This is a genomic window from Psychrobacillus sp. L3, assembly GCF_042945595.1.
Taxonomy (GTDB): Bacteria; Bacillota; Bacilli; order Bacillales_A; family Planococcaceae; genus Psychrobacillus.
Genome location: NZ_CP168493.1, coordinates 321654 through 340857 on the forward strand (window position 1 = coordinate 321654; position 19204 = coordinate 340857).

At 36.0% G+C, this 19204-nt stretch carries 15 protein-coding genes and 1 pseudogene; 12 read left to right on the forward strand and 4 right to left on the reverse strand.

From position 1 onward, the window contains the following. Positions 1–17: 17 nt before the first annotated feature. Positions 18–473, forward strand: coding sequence for a DMT family transporter (locus ACEPXD_RS01625; RefSeq protein ID WP_391119283.1), 456 nt, complete (start codon positions 18–20; stop codon positions 471–473). A gap of 74 nt (positions 474–547) precedes the next feature. Next, the gene (locus ACEPXD_RS01630; RefSeq protein ID WP_391119285.1) at positions 548–1198 is read left to right on the forward strand and encodes an SIMPL domain-containing protein; all 651 of its coding nucleotides are present in this window, start codon (positions 548–550) and stop codon (positions 1196–1198) included. Between the two features lie 127 nt (positions 1199–1325). On the opposite strand, the gene ACEPXD_RS01635 is transcribed toward ACEPXD_RS01630, so the two are convergent. Beyond that, positions 1326–1910, reverse strand: a complete 585-nt coding sequence (locus ACEPXD_RS01635) for a hypothetical protein (RefSeq protein ID WP_391119286.1) — start codon at positions 1908–1910, stop codon at positions 1326–1328. A 264-nt stretch (positions 1911–2174) separates the two neighbouring features. Here ACEPXD_RS01635 and ACEPXD_RS01640 point away from each other — a divergent pair, with 264 nt between their 5' ends. Both ACEPXD_RS01640 and ACEPXD_RS01645 read left to right on the forward strand, forming a co-directional pair. After that, on the forward strand, positions 2175–4946 hold the full coding sequence (locus ACEPXD_RS01640) for an EAL domain-containing protein (protein ID WP_391119288.1): 2772 nt from the start codon (positions 2175–2177) through the stop codon (positions 4944–4946). 26 nt (positions 4947–4972) lie between these two features. Then, positions 4973–6610: a thiamine pyrophosphate-binding protein gene (locus tag ACEPXD_RS01645; RefSeq protein WP_391119290.1), complete on the forward strand. Its 1638-nt coding sequence runs from the start codon at positions 4973–4975 to the stop codon at positions 6608–6610. A gap of 51 nt (positions 6611–6661) precedes the next feature. Here ACEPXD_RS01645 and ACEPXD_RS01650 read toward each other — a convergent pair whose 3' ends face one another. Both ACEPXD_RS01650 and ACEPXD_RS01655 read right to left on the reverse strand, forming a co-directional pair. Further along, on the reverse strand, positions 6662–7261 hold the full coding sequence (locus tag ACEPXD_RS01650) for a hypothetical protein (protein ID WP_391119292.1): 600 nt from the start codon (positions 7259–7261) through the stop codon (positions 6662–6664). Positions 7262–8143: 882 nt separating this feature from the next. Then, positions 8144–9403, reverse strand: coding sequence for a glycosyl hydrolase family 18 protein (locus ACEPXD_RS01655; protein ID WP_391119294.1), 1260 nt, complete (start codon positions 9401–9403; stop codon positions 8144–8146). 198 nt (positions 9404–9601) lie between these two features. Between ACEPXD_RS01655 and ACEPXD_RS01660 the strand changes: the two genes are divergently transcribed. The 6 genes from ACEPXD_RS01660 to ACEPXD_RS01685 all read left to right on the forward strand — a co-directional run bounded on the left by ACEPXD_RS01660 (position 9602) and on the right by ACEPXD_RS01685 (position 16851). Beyond that, a complete protein-coding gene (locus ACEPXD_RS01660; protein WP_391119296.1) occupies positions 9602–10561 on the forward strand; it encodes an ornithine cyclodeaminase family protein in 960 nt (319 codons plus the stop codon). After that, a complete protein-coding gene (locus ACEPXD_RS01665; protein ID WP_391119298.1) occupies positions 10554–11729 on the forward strand; it encodes a dipeptidase in 1176 nt (391 codons plus the stop codon). Before ACEPXD_RS01660 ends, ACEPXD_RS01665 begins: the two co-directional genes overlap by 8 nt. Continuing rightward, positions 11722–13851: a CocE/NonD family hydrolase gene (locus tag ACEPXD_RS01670; RefSeq protein WP_391119300.1), complete on the forward strand. Its 2130-nt coding sequence runs from the start codon at positions 11722–11724 to the stop codon at positions 13849–13851. The genes ACEPXD_RS01665 and ACEPXD_RS01670 overlap by 8 nt, the downstream gene beginning before the upstream one ends. A gap of 262 nt (positions 13852–14113) precedes the next feature. Beyond that, the gene (locus ACEPXD_RS01675) at positions 14114–14995 is read left to right on the forward strand and encodes a permease (protein ID WP_391119302.1); all 882 of its coding nucleotides are present in this window, start codon (positions 14114–14116) and stop codon (positions 14993–14995) included. A gap of 19 nt (positions 14996–15014) precedes the next feature. Next, complete coding sequence (locus ACEPXD_RS01680) at positions 15015–15851, forward strand: TIGR03943 family putative permease subunit (protein ID WP_391119304.1); 837 nt, start codon at positions 15015–15017, stop codon at positions 15849–15851. Positions 15852–15879: 28 nt separating this feature from the next. Then, positions 15880–16851 carry a CobW family GTP-binding protein gene (locus tag ACEPXD_RS01685; protein WP_391119306.1) on the forward strand — a complete coding sequence of 324 codons (972 nt, stop codon included), beginning with the start codon at positions 15880–15882 and terminating at the stop codon, positions 16849–16851. Positions 16852–16882: 31 nt separating this feature from the next. Here ACEPXD_RS01685 and ACEPXD_RS01690 read toward each other — a convergent pair whose 3' ends face one another. Continuing rightward, entirely contained in the window at positions 16883–17491 is a 609-nt protein-coding gene (locus ACEPXD_RS01690; protein ID WP_391119309.1) for a LysE/ArgO family amino acid transporter, read from the reverse strand. A 200-nt stretch (positions 17492–17691) separates the two neighbouring features. On the opposite strand from ACEPXD_RS01690, the gene ACEPXD_RS01695 reads away from it, so the two are divergent. Continuing rightward, the gene (locus ACEPXD_RS01695; protein WP_391119311.1) at positions 17692–18336 is read left to right on the forward strand and encodes a YIP1 family protein; all 645 of its coding nucleotides are present in this window, start codon (positions 17692–17694) and stop codon (positions 18334–18336) included. Between the two features lie 143 nt (positions 18337–18479). Then, a pseudogene (locus ACEPXD_RS01700) lies at positions 18480–19104 on the forward strand (FMN-binding negative transcriptional regulator). The last annotated feature ends 100 nt before the right edge of the window (positions 19105–19204 follow it).

Genomic DNA, 19204 nt, shown 5'->3' on the forward strand with positions numbered 1-19204 from the left:
ATAGAGGAGTTGAGTAGATGTTTGTAGGATTAGTAATAGCACTAATTGGAGGCTTTTTCTTAAGCTTGCAAAATATATTTAATACCAAAGTAAATGAAAAAACGGGTTCTTGGACAGCGACAACCTTGATATTAGGAATGGGATTTTTTGCTTCGTTTCTCATTGGTTTCATCATAGAAGGTGAACGTATGTGGATGTTGGATAATATGAAAAATTGGTATTGGTTTAGTGGGATTATCGGAGTGGGTGTAGTAATCTGCGTGATTCAAAGTATCAAATTACTTGGTCCAACATATGCGATTTCTATTGTACTTACATCGCAGCTTTGCTTTGCACTACTCTGGGATTCATTAGGCTGGTTAGGTTTAGAAAAAATACCTTTTACGTTTCAACAGTTATTAGGAGTATTGATTATTATCGGTGGAATAATCCTTTTTAAACTTGGTGGTAAAGAGGTAGTAGCGGAGAACTAAATATATTGCAACAACTTCCCTGAACAAAAAGCATAGAATGTTAGTATGCACAACATTATGGAAGGGGCGATCCTATGTATTATTCAAACGTTCATCATCCTTCATTACCTCCTATGCGAGTTATTACGGTGACTGGAAATGGCAAGATTTCCGTTCAACCAAACTATGTTCAAATTCAAATAGAAGTGATTACGGAGGGTAAAGATGTTAGTATAGCTCAGCAGGAAAATGCAAACATCATGAATCGCGTAATCCAATCCATTTTGGCGCTTAGTATTCCAAAAGAGGATATACAAACTGCAGCATATAATGTATTTCCAAACTATGACTATATAGAAGGAAAACAAGTCTTGCGTGGATATGAAGTTACAAATGCGATTAATGTAAAACTAAAAGATACTAGTCAAATTGGAACTGTCATTGATACAGCCGTACAAAATGGTGCAAATCGCATTTTAGGAATTCAATTTAAAATTGAAAATGCAGATTCTACTTATCAACAAGCTCTCCGCTTAGCTCTTCAAAATGCACAATTGAAAGCAAAAACAATCGCTGATACTATGAAATTACCATTACATCCACAACCGATAGAAATTGTAGAAGTGAATGAGGCGGCGGGTCCTGTACTATTTAAATCAGTTGCCATGTCTGAATCGGCAAATACTCCAATTGAACAAGGCCAAATAACAATTAGCGCAGCTATTCGAGTTAAATTTCAATACTAATTTATAGTAGGAAACTCTAGCAAGAGAAGGGAAAGCAGGGTGTTCGTTTCAATTGAACAGTCTGCTTTCACTATTTCATATAAACAGTTTCAATTGTTAGTCTTTTCTATGGATTCATTATTGGAATTTAATTATTTTTCTCTTGAGTGTCTTTTTGTTTGTTGAACATCTCCAAGAAATCACTAAAAAATCTTTCCTGTTCCTCTTTTTGTAGCATTATATTGTCCAAGATTGTTTTATTCATTTGCTCCAAAGAGCTGTATTTCTCCATGAAATTTTTCATATATCTGCTTTGATTAACAGAAGAATTATTTAAAAAATTCTTTTGTCTAACAATCCTTCGATGCAAAATATTTAATACTTCCCCTTGTTTTTTCGATTGTTCCATTATCCTTTTATTAGAGTCAGTAAGCCTCCCTATATGGAAGCTGTATTTTTTTGTGGTTTGAGCGGTTCCTATTACCATATTTCTGAGATTTAAATAATTTTGTCTTTGGATTCTTTTTTGTTCGTCTACCGCTATTTCTTGATCTTGTACTTTATCTAATATTGTTTGACATAAGTCCCTCAAGTGAGAAGATTGCTCCATATAATGCAGGTTTAAGGATTTTTGTTCTTCTAAGAGTTCTATATAAGGACTAGTTACGACATGTTTTCGATTGTTGTTCATTCCAAGGGCCGTGGAAAATAAATGTACCATCGATTCTTTCATTTCTACATACTCCTTTTTATCGCAGATGGTCGTCATTCTATATTTTATGAACCTAATCGCTATTTGTGAAAAAGTCTGTGGATTCATAAAGCTGAATTTCTAATTCCCTTAGATTGTAAAGGTTGGAAAACAGTATTTTTTTTTTTGTTTGATATGAAAATGAATATTAAATGAAATGTTAAAATGTTAAGATTGTAGATAATCTATATTTTTTGATAATTATTAAAAGCTTGTGTTGCAAGCGTTAGAAATGGGGGGGCGCGAATGGTAAAACAACAAACGAGATACTCACGTCTCGCTAATATAACCAAGTTAATAAATACGAAGCTTGAATTACGTGAAGTATTGGAAGATGTAGTCACAGCTATATCAGAGGAAATCGTGCAATGCGATTCTGTAGGAATTTATTTGCCCCAGGCAGACGGCAAATTCAGAGGATATGTTGGAAAACCTGAAATCATTAATGGAATGACATTAGATATGCATGTCATTGAGACTGAATTTGATCTTCTTGCAAAAGAAGTAATTGAAACGCAAAAAACAATTTATATACCAGATACCTCTAAGGATGATCGACCAGATCCTAGAGCTGTGGAAGGCTTTAAAATCAAGTCCTTATTAGTTCTGCCTATTTCTTATGAAAATGAATTATTTGGACTTGTTTTTTTGTTTGATTACGGAATTCCTATGAATTTAACAGAAGAAGAAATTCAAACGGTTGAAGCTTATGTGAATATGGCTGGTGTTGCTATACGAAATGCATCAAATTTGACTCGTAAGGAGAATCTGATCGCAGAAAAGCAATTATTATTAGATCTTACACGTGAACTATCTATGTGCTCTTCTATGCAACAAGTTATCGACAAATGTTTCTTCTATGTAGGGAAAGTGTTGAAAAACCCTAATATTGGTGTCCACCTCCTAGACCCTTTAGTTGAAAAAGCTATTAAGCCAGCAAGTTTAAGTAGGGATAGTGATTGGACGGAGGAAGATTGGAAGAATACCCATAACATGTTGGGTATTGACTCAGCAAATGATCCTGTATTCCAAGAAGTGATAGGAACAAAAAAACCTTTGCTTATTCCAAAGGTATTAGAAGATGAAAGACCAAATCATGATGCATGTCTGAAATTTGGTATAAAAGGAATGTTCATGCTGCCGTTAGTTGCGATGGGAGAGGTTTTAGGAGCATTGGCGATTGTAGAACTGGAAGAATATGAGCTAACTATTCCAGAATCAGATATACAGCTAGCACAGTCTATAGCGGATGCTACCGCTTCTACACTTTCGAATTTGCTATATATGGAAAAACAGGAAGTAATAATAGAAGAAAGAACTTCCGAAATTATTGATAAGCATAAAGAGCTTGAAAGGGTTGTTACGGAATTAGAACAACTTAGTCGAGAGAAGGAATTGATTTTAAATTCGGCCGGAGACGGACTTTTCGGCATAGGCTTGGATGGGAAAATTACATTTTGTAATCCCGCCAGCGAATCTATATTGGGTTATGAAACAGGGGAGTTAATAGGTAAACCATATCATATAATCTTCAAAGGAAATAAAACCCAACACCAAACTTCACCATACTCTGAAGGAGATCAAAAGTTCTTTAAAAAGGATAACTCTAGCCTATGTGTGGAATATGTCATTTCGTTAATAAAAGAAGGGGACACAGTTCACGGGGAAGTTGTTACATTTAAAGATATAACGGAACGGAAACAAATGGAGGAAGAAATAAAATATCTTGCTTACTATGACAGTTTAACGAAATTACCTAATAGAGTGCGTTTATATGAAACGCTAAATCAAGCATTAATAGATGCGCAGGTAAGTAAACAAAAAGTAGCAGTGCTATTTTTAGATTTAGATCGCTTTAAATTAATAAATGATAGTTTAGGGCATAGCTATGGAGATCTTCTATTGCGCGATGTGGCAGCCCGATTAAGCGCTAGTATTCCAAAAGGGGCGATTGTATCACGACAAGGAGGAGACGAATTTACAATTGTCTTACCAAATATTAAAAGTGAACAAGAGGTATTGAAAGCTGTAAAACAAGTAACAGATTCCTTTTTTAAGCCATTTTCTTTAAAAGAAAACGAGGTTTATGTTAAAACAAGTATTGGTATTAGTTTATTTCCCGAGGATGGAGATACTGCCGAAGATTTAATAAAGAACGCAGACGCAGCTATGTATAAATCGAAAGAGATATCAGGTACTTATTTCCACTTTTTTGAGAGCGAAATGACTAATCGCACGCTTGAAAGTATTAAATTAGAAAATGCTCTATACAAAGCATTAGATAAGGATGAGTTAGTTATCTATTATCAACCACAAATTGATAGTAAGAATAATACTATTATTGGAGCGGAAGCATTATTAAGATGGGTTCATCCAACAGAAGGAATGATTTCACCTGTAGATTTTATACCAATCGCCGAAGACACAGGGTTAATCGTTCCAATAGGGAAATGGGTTTTAGTCAATGCTTGTAAACAGTTGAAGGAATGGCATATGCAAGGGTATTCGTTTATGAGTATGTCTGTTAATTTGTCGGGACGTCAGTTTGAAGAGGATAACCTAGTTTCAATGATTAAAGATATATTAGCAGAGTCGAAACTTCCTCCAGCATGTTTGCATATAGAGCTCACTGAAAACCAAATAATAAAAAACACAGAAATTACTATAAAAAAGATGAAGCAATTGAAAGATCTGGGAGTGAACATAGCCATTGACGACTTTGGTACTGGATATTCATCATTAGGCTACTTAAAAAACTTTCCGATTGATGCACTGAAAATAGATAGATCATTTGTCCAAGACTTAGAAAAAGATGTTGATGATGCAGCGATTACGAATACCATTATTACTTTGGCACAAAACTTGAATTTAAATGTGATTGCGGAAGGTGTCGAAACAAAAGAACAACTAGAATTTCTATTATCAAAAGGCTGTTCAATCATGCAAGGATATTACTTTAGTAAACCAATAGAGGCCCAGGAGCTTGCTAAGAGATACTTATATTCAAAAGAACAATAAAATAAATTAACTCAGGGGGACTTTACATGAAAGCCGTTCGTTCAGTGTTAGAATATTTAAAAGGTATTGGAGTAACACATGTTTTTGGTATTCCAGCAGGTTCAGTTAATGCATTTTTTAATGAGCTTTATGATATGCCCGAAATCACACCGATTGTCACAAAGCATGAAGGAGCAGCATCCTATATGGCAGCTTCCTATGCTAAGTATTCAAAACAGATGAGCGTATGTATTGGTAGTAGTGGTCCTGGAGGAACAAACTTGGTGACTGGAGCAGCTAATGCAATGCGCGAGCATTTGCCTATCCTCTTTTTCACAGGAGCCGTTCCAGTAAATACGATGGGTTTAAATGCTTCTCAAGAACTGGATGCAGACCCGATATTCAAGTCAGTTACGAAATATAGTGTAACGGTGACAGATTCAAAGGATTTACTCAAAGAAGTGGTGAAGGCAACTGAAATAGCGATGTCCGGAGTGCCGGGTCCTGTGCACATTGCAATGCCGATAGATGTTCAACATGGAGATGGTGGACAAGCCGAAATACCTTCATTTATAAATAAAGAAGAGATAATTCCCAATTTGACTATCATTAAGGAAGTAGCTAAAAATCTTGTGGAAAAAGAAAGTGGCTATATTCTTGTAGGGCAAGGTGTTAGGAATTCTGTTGAGCAGTTAATTGAGTTAGCAGAAATTCTGGATTGGCCAATTATAACAACACCGCAAGCTAAAGGGCTAATTCCGACAGAACATCCACTTTTAGCTGGTGTGTTCGGTTTTGCAGCACATGAAAATGCCTCTAATTTAATAAGTACAGGCGACGCTAAATCATTATTAATTGTTGGATCAAGCTTAGGAGAAACAGCAACGAGTAATTATAATGAACATCTTACAAAAGGCCGTTTCACTGTACAAATGGACTTTGATTCGACTGTGTTTAATCGAAAATATCCAATTGATATTCCAGTCTTAGGAGATATTCAATTGAGTTTAAGTTATCTAATAGAAGAATTAAGAACGTATGAATTTTCTAGAAAAATGACGACGCAAAAGAAAAAGGAAGTCGACATAAGGAATACTGAGGAATATAACACGAAAAACGTATTATTTAAGTTACAAGAATATTTGCCTACGTCCACTAGATTCTCTGTTGATATTGGTGAATTCATGGCCTATGTCATTCATCACATGGACGTTTTAGAATCTAATACATTTGATATAAACGTGCATTTTGGAGCAATGGGAAGTGGAATTGGCTCAGCGATAGGTTCGAAACTCGCTGAACCGGACCGTCCTTCCGTAGCTATTACAGGAGATGGTTGCTTCTTCATGCATGGGATGGAAATATTAACTGCAAAAGAATATAATATTCCTGTTTTGTTTATCGTAATGAATAATGCACGGCTAGGAATGGTATATCACGGGCATTCCCTACAATATAAGCGTACGCATCCATCTTTTGAACAAGAGCCTATTAATATCGCAGCAATGGCTGCGGCTATGAATATTCCAAGTTTCAGAATGAATAATATGGAAGATCTGACTCAAGAAGTGATTAATAATTTAACAAATTTACATGGTCCAGCTGTTTTAGAGGTGGCCTTAATTGATAACAATGTGCCTCCAATGGGTGATCGTGTGAAGTTCCTGTCCTCTTTTGGGAAATAAAATAAATGAAAAATCCCCTTTTTCGTCCAATGGAAAAAGGGGGTTTTTCATTTATAGATGGGAATAATCTTTTTGAATTACTTCGACAATAGCACCTATTGTTTGTCCTTTAAATTGATCTTGCACTGATTCGTTATTAGGATTTAAGAAATAGAAATCTTGTATCTTATCATCATAGTAGAATCCAAGACTTGATAATGAATGTTGTAGGTCCTCTGGTAAAACGGATAATCCAGTTTGTCTTTTAAAATATGCTGTTGGTAAAATCTTTACATCTACATCATTTACACCAGTATGAATAATAAATAAATCTTTTTCATTTTGAACAAACCACTGACCTTTGGTAAATAAAGAAATTCGTTGTCGTCCTAATGTATCGATTCCAACTAAATTAATACCAAAAATTTGATTTAACATTGTGCGAATTTCAATACAAGTCATTTCCTGTTCGTATTGATACATATACATATCTATTGCCGCTTTAGGTGTTGTCTCTAAAAAGGTTTTGTCTAAGACGGGAACTTCCTCTAAATGAATTCCGAAAATAAAATCCAATGCCTTACAAATATCCGAACTTGCAACTTGTTTTCCAAAAGAGTTAAGGTATTTGTCCATCTCTTCTATTTTTGTCAGCGGTTCTGATGTTAACATAAAAAATTCCTCTCTATCAAATATTCTAGAAAAATTTTCTTTAATAATATAATTGTACCATATTTTTTGAAAAAATTAATAATTTTGAAAACTAACTACTACAACTAGTCTTCTACTTTTTGCGGTAATTTTGTGTCTGGTTTTTTTCCGTCGACGTTATGCGCTTTTAGGTTGGTGCTAACCTAGCAAAGTAATAAATTTAATCAAAGGGATATTTCAGGTATAAATTTCCAACTCCTGTGCTCCTGCGCAAAGCTCGTCGCAGAAGCACATTGCGCCTCGAGGTTGCCACATCCTGTGTCGAAGTAGACATGACCCGCATCGTGCGGGCTAAGGAGGGAGTTCCACAGCCACCGTAGCTTTTTCCCATTTGACAAGGATTGTTTTACGCTGATTTGCGCCATCTCGCATAAAGTTAACTCTTTACATAGAGAAATGGTTGCTTTCGTCAAGGAGTTTTTGCTTTCAGTTTAGAAACTGTTGCTTCCACCTTGCAATTAGTTGCTCTATGACAGTTTTTAACTTCTTAGTTGAACGTTTAAACTTGATAATACCAGCTCCCCTGTGGAACTTGAGGGAAATAGGCAGTATCCATTGATAAAGAAGCGCTGATCGGACGAAATTGCATCTTCGTCCGCTTTTAATAGAGTAGGACAAAATTTAATCTCTCATTAACCAAGCCTAATGCACCATGTCTCTAAATATTACAAGAGGTCGACGGACAAACACCCGCCACAAGATTACCGAAAAAAATGGATCGTGAAGTGACGTAGTCACTTCACGATCCATAATTCTAACGATAATAGTGTAGTGGATGTTTCGTCTAAAGCACTTGGGAAATGTGAAGGATTAAATGGCTCTTGCGCTTTCGTATGACAAATCTCAGAGTACTTTTTGAGTTTTTAAAAATTCGCTTACTAATAGATAAGACTGGGCAAACTGGAACCCCAATTGCCATTCCCCGATGCCTTTTAAATGGTATTCCGTGACTAGATTGAGTTTCTTAGCTCGTGCTCTTGAATCTTCAAACCACACAATATGTTTTTTTCCAGTTTCATCTCTATATTGGAAAAAAGGTTGTTGGTATTCTTTGGAATATTGAATCGGTACTTGATGTTTCATAGCTGTTTCTATAGCCATAGCTACTGAAACGGCATGGGCATCTATGACGGTACTATCACGCATTTTCCAATCATAACCGTAACGTTGTACGCCTAGAATAATTTTACTTGCTTTCATATGTTTAAGTGCATACTCAATCGTTTGCCTTACTTGTTTTATGGGGGCGATAGGACCGGGCAAACTTGTCGCTTCGTGAAAATCATAGGCCATAATAAAGACAAGATCAACAGCGGCACCAATTCCTCCATAATCATAAGCCTTTAAATAAGGAAGTTTATCATTGATCTTAGCTGGAATAGCGACGGAAGTATAGTATCCTTCTGGCTTCAACTTTTCTCTTAACGAACGAAGAAAACTAGTATATAAATCCCTTTGTCCTTCTAGCAACATTTCAAAATCAATGTTTACACCAGCATAGTTCTTACTCTTGATTAAATTGTAGATGTTTTGAATTAAACGTGCTCTAACTTCGGGGGAACTTAATACTCGATTTGCTAAATCGGCACTAAATCCTGTTGATGTCAGATTAGTAATTACCACAAGTGGTGCGACTTTATTCTCTCTTGCTACTCGAATAAGTTGCCGATCATCCAAAGAGCTCAAAGTTCCATCTGCAAGAATGTGGTATTCAAAAACTCCGAAAAAAGTATTTATAGGAGCGGCACTCTGAATCATATTTTTGTTTTTTGTAGGTGTTGAGGGCAATATATAGCTAAGATTTACTGCTCCGTATTTAGTTCTTGGAGGCAAATACAACTTCGTGCCAACCGTTAACTTATCGGAATGTAACCCATTTATGAGACGTAAAGTTTCGACAGAAATGAAACTCATTTGGGCAATAGAATAGAGCGAATCCCCAGGTTGAACTGTGTACATATTCGTTGGAATAAGTAAATCTTGTCCTGGTACCAAGCTATCTGTATTTAATCCATTCGTTATACGTATGCTATCCATTGTTACCTGAAATTCTGCCGCAATAGAGAATAAGGAATCCCCCATTTTTACAACATAAATAAACATAGAACTCCCTCTTTCCCCAGTAGTTATTCATTTTAACATATGTAATTGTTAGAGGATTCATAACCCCTTTTGCTTGCAAGATCAAATAAAAATCATTTCAACGAAATTTATCTAATTATTTCGAATAGCCCGTTATTATTATGCTAAACTAATTATTAAGTGTTTATGACTTTCGTGAAAATGAAGGGGTGAAGGTTATTGTTGTTCATTAACCAAGATGAAGTAAGTGCGTTACTATCGATGAAATCATGTATGAAAGTTATGGAAGGTACTTTGATAGATTTAGCTCAAGGGGAGGCAACCCAAGTATTGCGTTCTGTTGTAGCGGTAGATGATGAAAATGTATTAGGGCAAATGCCAGGTTATTTAAAGAAGAATGGAGTACTCGGCACGAAAGTAATTACGGTCTTTCCTAATAATCATAAGCATGGTCTACCATCGCATCAAGGAGTTGTATTACTTTTTGCCGCTAAGAATGGGGCATTAATGGCAGTTGTTGATGGTTCGGAAATAACTGCAATCCGAACCGCAGCAGTTAGTGCGCTTGCAACTGACAAACTATCTAGAGTAAATTCAAAAATATTATGTCTTTTAGGAACAGGTACGCAAGCAAAAGCCCATTTAGAAGCTATGTTAACAGTTAGGCCAATTGAATTAGTGAAAATATGGAGTCGTAATTTCCAAAATGCGAACCAATTTAAAGAGGAGATGCAACAGAAATTTAAGGTGTCAATAAACCTGTGTGATACAGCTGAAGAGGCAGCATTAGATGCTGACATTATCTGCACAGTAACTTCCTCAAAAGATCCAATTTTAAAAGATGCTTGGGTTAAAGAAGGTGTCCACGTAAATGCAGTTGGAGCATGTAGACCCGATGAAAGAGAACTAGATTCAGAGCTAGTGAGAAAGTCTAAATTTTATGTAGATAGTATAGAATCTGCTCAAAATGAATCAGGTGACTATTTAATTCCATTAAAAGAAGGAATGATTACCCCAAATCATATTATTGGGGAAATTGGAGAAATATTAATGAATAAAAGTACAGGCAGGGCATCTGAAACAGATATAACGATTTTTAAGTCACTAGGACTAGCAATAGAGGATATTGCAGCAGCTAATTTCATATATGAAGAGATTGTGGGGAGATTCAATGATTAATTTTCAAAAAGGGCTATTTGATTTCCAATTAACAAAAGAACAGGAAGAAAGAGCAAAGAACTTACATAACGCTAGCATTATTATCGATCTGCTATTTCAAGGTCCATTATCGCCGCAAGCCATTTCGGAAGAGATTTCGGAGGAATTAAAAGAGAAATGTGAGCCGTTTCAAGATGACCCTATGACCTATAGTGGGATGTCACGAAAAATCATTGCAAAAATGTCAGCAAATAATGAGGTTTCAGCATTTGAAGAAGAGTGGTACCAATCGGGAATCACCGCTGCAAATAGACAAATAAGTTTATCGGATCATGAAAGTATTATTTCGAGTATGGCTGAAGTACAAATGCAATTTGATAAGCTGCCTTGGTTAACGAAAGTTTTAACTGCTGACGATATTAAGCGAGCGAAAGAAAATAATGAAAAAGCGGGAATCGTGACTGCCCAGGAAACGGAAGGACTTGGAACAAATCTTGAACTACTTGATGCAATGCATGATTTTGGATTGAGGGTGCTTCAACTAACGTATAATACACAAAATTATATAGGTGCTGGTTGTGCGGAGCAATCAAATGCGGGGCTCACCAATTTTGGAGTTAAATTTGTTGCGCGCCTAAATGAACTCGGTATTGTTGTTGACACAGGACATTGTGGAAAACAAACAACATTAGATGCATGTAAATACTCTACAAAACCGGTCATTGCATCACATACAGGGGTAGAAAATATCTTTAATCATATGAGATGTAAAAGTGATGAAGAAATAGTGGCAATTGCGAGTACTGGTGGGGTTGTAGGAGTGTTTGCAATGCCGTGGTTTGTGCACGATGATCCAAATGCTACGACAATTAATCATGTATTGGATCATATTGACTACATAGTTAATCTGGTAGGTGTTGATCACGTTGGTATTGGAACGGATTGGCCGATGAGTGACGTGACGTGGTCATTAATTTATTTTAAAGAAAAGATTGCCCCTCTTTTAGGGTTCAAAAAGGGAGATGGTCCATCAACGGAAACAGTTGCTGGCTTGGAGAAGTATAGTTATTTCATTAATTTCACGAGGGGTCTAGTAGGTAGAGGTTACAAGGATGAAGATATACAAAAAATAATCGGTGGAAATTGGTTACGAGTTTTCGAAGAGGTCTGGGGGAACGGACATGAGTAATTATTTAAATGAAACGATTTTCAATTATTATTGTGCGGGCGTGTACGAAGGGAAAATTAAATTTCATGACAATGAAATAATGCATTCGAAAGTTAACAAACGTCAACGAACGCAAATGAAAGAAAATGCATTGGCAGAAGATTTTCAAGCGAATTTACCGATTCGTCAAATCCATTCAAATTTAGAGTTTTATACAAAAGCGGATTGGTCGGGTGATGAAGTTCTTCTTGGAAATAAGGATTATTATACAAAACATATTTCTTATAATGCGACAATTGAAAACAAAGTAGAAACATCCCAAGTATGGGCATTTCGAAATGACACAGCTGTCGATGTCGTTACGCTAAGTGGAAAAGTAATCGCATTTGTTTGTCCTAATCGATATGGTATGGAGATACTCGTGAAAGAGGGCTATGAAGCAATAACTCCTTTAGTTGTGTACGATAAGCCAAACCTGTCGAAATCGGAATTTGGAATAAATGACTTAGGCACTTATTTAATTCCAATGAGAGACGGAGTGAAATTGGCTACGGATGTCTATCTTCCAGAGGGAATAGGGGATTTTAAAAAAGTACCGACCATATTAATCAGAACTTGTTATGATCGAAATCAAAAGAAAGAACAATTAATGCGATGGGTCAATAAAGGCTATGCAGTTGTAAATCAAGATGTTCGTGGGCGAGCAGATTCAGAAGGAAGTTTAGTTCCGTTTTATTATGAACGCGATGATGGCAGCGATACGATAGATTGGATTATTAAGCAGGATTGGTCGGATGGAAATGTTGGGATGTGGGGAGCATCCTACTTAGGTTATGTTGTCACAGCGGCATCAACAAGTGGACATCCCAACTTGAAAGCAGTCGTTAATGAAGTAAATGTAGGTTCACCTTTTACCGATACGGTAAGGAGAGGTGGTACCGTTTGTTCTTGGCCATTGCTCAGTTGGACGTTAGCGCAATCTGTAGGAACTAGAACCGATTTTAGTATATTCGCAGGGGAAGCAGTAAGTGTGGAGGAAGCGGTTGACGCAAGACCTATAAAAGAAATTCCCCAAAAAGTTATTGGGAAGAACTCGGGTCCATGGGATCTTTGGAGTGAGCATCCAGAGTATGACGATTTTTGGCGAAATTGTACGTATTCTGAAAAAGGGGATCAAGTAAAGGCCCCGATGTTTGTGATTTCTGGTTGGTATGATGGGGATGGTCCAGGTGTGTCAGAGACTTGGAGAATGTTAACGAAGCATGATGTACCGAACCGGAAAATAGTACTTGGGCCTTGGGAGCATAATCCAAATAGAGCACGAGATCTTAAAGGTCTACACTTCGGCAATAATTCAGTTGTCTACGATTATGATGTCAATGTGCTCCGATGGTTTGATCGATACTTAAAAGGAGTAGAAAATGGTATCGATAAAGAACCAAGAGCAACGTACTATGTTGTTGGTGATAATGAATGGAAGCAATCAGATGATTGGACTCCAAAAGAGTCTACAACGACGAATTTTTATTTATCCAGTAATGGAAATGCCAATTCAAGTAATGGAGACGGCTCTTTGCAAAATAAATTGGCAGAATCTGCTCAAGTGGACCATTTTATTTACAATCCAAAAGAACCGTTTGAATTTAGTGGAGACAGAGAGCCTGACATACTAAATAAACATGAAATTCGAAATGATATACTAGTTTATACAAGTGATGTTCTAGAAGATAACATTGTAGTAGCAGGTGAACTTTCCGCCGAAATATACGCCGCAAGCTCAGGAGTGGATACGGACTGGGTTGTGAATCTAAGTGAAGTGGATGGAACGGGAAATTCAATTCATCTTTCTAACTATATCGTGCGGGCAAAATATCGAAATGGTTATGATGCTCCAAAACTACTTGAACCAGGTGCAATTGAAAAATACAGTATCTATATGCAACCGATAGCTTATACCTTTAAAAAAGGATGTAAGATTAGGTTTTCTATCACATCTTCGAGTAAATTTGTTTCATTTCCAAATTCAAATACAGGGGAAAATCCTTATGACGATCCAAAGGAATTGGTCGTCGCTCAAAGTATATATCATACGGAAGAATATCCAAGTCACGTGAAATTACCGATTTTGTTAAAGAAGAAGTAATATTACTAGTATTATATACTTTTAGTTAAGAGTGTTTCGAGTAATTCGTGCACTCTTTTTTTGCTATGGAAAACTTATCAAATGAATAAATGGAAGGCAATCTCTTAGGAACATGGCACTCCTTACCAACGTCATATTATAAGCGAAAGAGATAGCCCAAAGTCTACATAAATATGATTTACTCTCCAATCACAACTATTTGTAAAATGGAACCGACTAGACTAGTATATCTATATTCACGTTTTTACTAGGAGTAATGAAAATGAATAGTCAATTATTTTTACAGTTTAATACTATTTTTATTAGTATTTTAATAGAATCGTTACCCTTTATCATGTTAGCGGTAATTGTTTCAGCTTTAATACAAGTATTTGTAACAGATGAAATGCTTGCAAAAGTTATTCCCAAAAATCGATTTCTCTCGGTGCTCTCTGCAAGTGCGCTAGGAGCAGTTTTTCCAGCTTGTGAATGTGGAATTATTCCGATTGCACGAAGGTTAATGGCGAAAGGGGTTCCTCTTCATGCAGCAATCGCGTTCATGTTAACTGGACCCGTTATAAACCCAGTCGTGCTTTTCTCCACATATGTAGCTTTCGGGAACAGTTGGAAAATGGTATTGTATCGTGGTGGATTATCGTTTGTCGTTGCATTTATTGTCGGCTTAATACTTTCTTTTCAATTTAAGGAACCTCAGTTAAAACATATGTTAACATATCAAGTTTCACCGCAAAATATCCCACTTAAAAGAAAAGTATTAGGTGCTTTCAAACATATGGTGGATGAATTTTTCACTGTAGGAAAATATTTAATAGTAGGCGCATTAATAGCGGCTGCAGTACAGACATATATGAAGACATCTGTATTAACTTCCATTGGTCACGGAGAATATTCTTCTTCACTTGTGATGATGGGGTTAGCATACATTATGTCATTATGTTCATCTGCGGATGCTTTTGTTGCTGCTTCCTTTAGAAGTACATTTTCGACTGGAGCGTTAGTAGCCTTTTTAGTATACGGTGCGAAGTTTGATATTAAGAACACATTAATGATGCTAGGGGTATTCAAAACAAAGTTCGTTTTTTTCTTATTCATCTATACAACCGTTTTAGTGTTGCTAGGATCAATAATTATTACCAAATTGTAAAGAAAGGAGAAATTTAAAAATGCTTCGTTGCTGGATTTTACTAGGATTTTCGTTTCTCTTTTTACATTTACATGCATCTGGAAATATATCGAAATACATTAACTTAAAATATTCCACGTTTTCTTTTCTCGCTATTTTCATCTTCTTTTTCTTTATGCTCATTCAAATGTATTTTACTTTGAAAGATGGTAAAAATGAGGACGATTTGGACCCTATATGTGATTGTGGAATAGATCATTCCCAAGAGGGGAAGAAGTGGAAAGTGTGGATCAGCTACCCTATATTCCTGTTTCCTATTTTGACTGCATTGTTTCTTCCCGTTGCAACTCTAGATTCAAATATTGTTGCAGCAAAGGGGTTTAACTTTGAAGTTTATAATGGTAAGGATGAGTACGGTGTCCATCAGTTCCTTGAACCAGATAGTAGTGTGTTTTATGGTGAAGGGGGATATGATGAGATAAATGAAGAGGCATTGGGTAAGTATGCAAATAAAGACAGTGTGATTTTAGATGATAAAGATTATCTATATGGGATGGAGACAATATACAAAAATCCAGGATACTTTACAGGTAAAACAATCGGTTTCAGAGGATTTACTTACGTTGATAAGGAAACTGGAGATGTCTTTTTGTTCCGGTTTGGTATCATACACTGTGTTGCGGATTCCGGAGTATTCGGGATGCTATTAGAACTTCCGAAAGGTACCACATTCCAAAATGATGACTGGATTGACGTGGAAGGTACGATGGATACGATATACTATCAACCATTTAAAAAGACAATTCCTATATTGAAGGTAGACAAGGTAAAGAAAATAACCGAACCAGAAGAACCATACGTTTATAGAAGCAATTAGCAATGAGGTATTGATAGGAGAGATTTTGATGGAAAACAATACGAAAATTCCTGTCTACGTAATAAGTGGATTTCTTGGAAGTGGCAAAACAACCGTCTTATTGAATATGTTGGAACAATGCAAGAAAAGAGGACAACAACCCGGCATTATTTTGAACGAATTAGGAGAAGAAAATGTGGAAGGCCATTTATTTGATGATAAAAAAGTATTTGAGCTTCTAAATGGTTGTATTTGCTGTACACTTCAAGATGATTTGAAAGAGACGTTGGATGAATTAGTTACAGAAATGGAAGAACGGGCTCTGGATGTACTATTCATTGAAGGTACTGGCGTGGCTAATCCATTAGAAATACAAGAAGCTCTTCTTTCTAAGCCATATATGGACCAATTTGAAATCATGTCTATTATTACCGTTTTGGATTCCAGTCATTATTTAGAATTTCAAAGTGTGTTTTCCAGTTCCGCAGAAGTTCGAAAACTAATGCAGGAGCAAATGGTCTGTGCAAGTTTATTGCTATTAAATAAGACGGATCTTGTCCCACCAAAACAACTAGATAAAATTAAACAGAAAATAGCGAAAATCGTTGGGCAAGAAAAGCAAATGGTGAATTGTCATTACGGAAAGGTTGAACCGGAAATTTTGTTCGAAAAACGTTTTCAATCGATTTCAATTGGGGAGCACTATTCGGATATAAATCACCATCATCATCACCACCACTCCACATTACAAGCAATTAAGTTGGAGGATTTACCTGCATTTCAACAAAAAGCGTTTGAAAAATGGCTCTTACAACTTCCTAGCGGTATTCTTCGAGGAAAAGGGATTATTGAAATTGAAAATTCAAGCCAACTTTATAGTTTTCAATATGCTTCAAAGAAAGCGCAGTTCGTCCCAATTTCTACTTCTTCAAATAAAAAGCCTGTTATCATTCTAATTGGTATGGGACTAGACAATGAACAATTGAGTGCTCATTGTAAACAGCTATTACAGCCAAAGTAATGCGTCTCTACAATATGTAGAGGCGTTTTTCTTATAATAAAGATAAACTCATATATATCGCCGTGAACCAAATAATGATTGCGGAGACTTTATTTAATGCCCCAAGGAATTTGCCGGATGTATCTATCTTTTTCAGCATTCGACCTGCAAAACATAGTCCGTGAAACCAGCTCCATGACACAATGATGCATGTTGCGGTAAAAATAACTTTTTCTGCTCCTGTGTAAACAAGTGAACTTGAACCAATTACACCAATCGTATCAAGTATGGCATGTGGATTTAGCAATGACACAGATAACGCGAAAATTATTTGTTTTTTAGTAGACATTTGTACAATTTGAGCGTCAGATAATGTACTCGATTTAGCAAACCAAGCAACAATCCCCATATAAATTAAAAACACGACACCGATCCCGATTAAAGTAAAACGCAACCAATCATATTGCATAACAATCATCGACACCCCTAGAATAGCTAATAGTATTAGCAAGGTATCACATATGGAAGCAGTTAACGATGAATGTAATGCTTTTTTAAAGGACGGTTGGATAGCCCCTTGATTGAAAATAAATATATTCTGTACGCCTAATGGTAATATTAATCCTAAGGCTAACAATAGTCCGTGGATAAATGGTTCCATTCAAATTCCTTCTTTCATGAGTTGAACTTTTGCTGAAAATATTCGCAGAGGAAAAGCAAACTTAACGTCGAATGTATATTATTAAGGAACAATACACATCATATTCAACTATCTTAGCACTATATGGATTTAATTCGGATGAAATATTCATATTTTTCTAATAGATAAATAAACTAGTAATAGGTTGGAGGTGCTATGTGATGTCAGAAATGAGATATGAAGGAACAGAAAAACTAAATCCGTTTTTTTCTATTTGGCTATCTACAAGAAAAACGGTACGCTATGTGTTGGAACATAAAAGTTTAAAATACTCACTTACATTAGCAGCAATAGCAGGAGTACCTGGTGCTATTAATAGTACTAATGAATTGAGTAAGTATTTTTCTGATTTGTCTTTGTGGTTTTGGTTATTATGCATTATTTTGCTCGGTCCTATATTTGGCTTAATCAGTGTTGGTATTGGAGCAGTTATTTACACATGGGTAGGCAAATGGTTTGGGGGATCTGGGACGATTAGAGAGATGGCTCAGATGATGGGGGTCACAGTGATTCCAAGTATTTGGTTGACACCATATTGGATTTTATCATTTATTTTCGTTCACAATAATCTATTTATCATGAATTTCTGGGAAGTTACATCGGGGGCAATGATTTGGTTTATCCTTTCTAATTTGTTTACCCTTACTTATTCCATTTGGATGATTATTATTCAAAGTAAAGCAATCGGAGAAGTACACCAGTTTTCAAGCGGGAAAGGGTTTGCAACGTTAATAATTCCCGGGATTGTACTAGGTATCATTTTGTTTATCATTACATTTTTTATAATCACGATGACTACGTTTTAAAAAATATAAGAGCCTGCATTTCTAATTTTTAAATGCAAGCTCTTTTTTTCGTGTTATTACAAGCAAAAAAGAAGAGAAGTTACCTACGATGTATTTACGTGCTGAAGATTAATTAAAAATAATGAAGAAGGAAGATGGATGCGATGTTCATACCAAAATACTTTGAAATAAATAATCTGGAAGAATTGGTAGAAGTGATCCATGCAAATGGGTTTGCTACTCTTTACTCAAATTATCAAGAAAATCCTTCTGCCACGCATTTACCACTTCTGTTGAATGATGATGGAACTGAATTGGTCGGTCATTTTGCAAAAGGAAATAAGCAGTGGATAGATATTGAAGGGCAACAGATACTTGTTGTTTTCCAAGGACCTCACTGTTACATCTCCCCCTCATGGTATGAGACGAAAGATGCTGTACAAAATTGGAATTATGTAACTTTTCATATTGTGGGAAAAGTGAAGTTAATGGATGAAAGAGATTTTCGACTTTGGGAATCCATGATCAACTTAACCGAAAAATATGAAGATCCGTAAGTGATTATTCGTTGGATGAAGTAGATGCTTCGTATATAGATGGACTCTCAAAAGGAGTTGTTGGTTTCACCATTTCTATTGAAAAAATGGAAGGTAAAGCAAAGCTAAGCTATGTCAATACCATACGCAAGAGAGAGTGGACCGTGTTATTGAAGCATTTGAAAAGACAGGTAGATTCGAAGAGCAGCAAATTGCAAGAATGATGGAAGTGAAATCAAATGTATTGCTGTAAAGATAATACTTGCATAGTACCAGCAGTGGGATCTGCAACAATTTTGGGGACAATAAAGAAGAATATGGCGACTGCGGACAAATATCCGCAACAAAGTTAC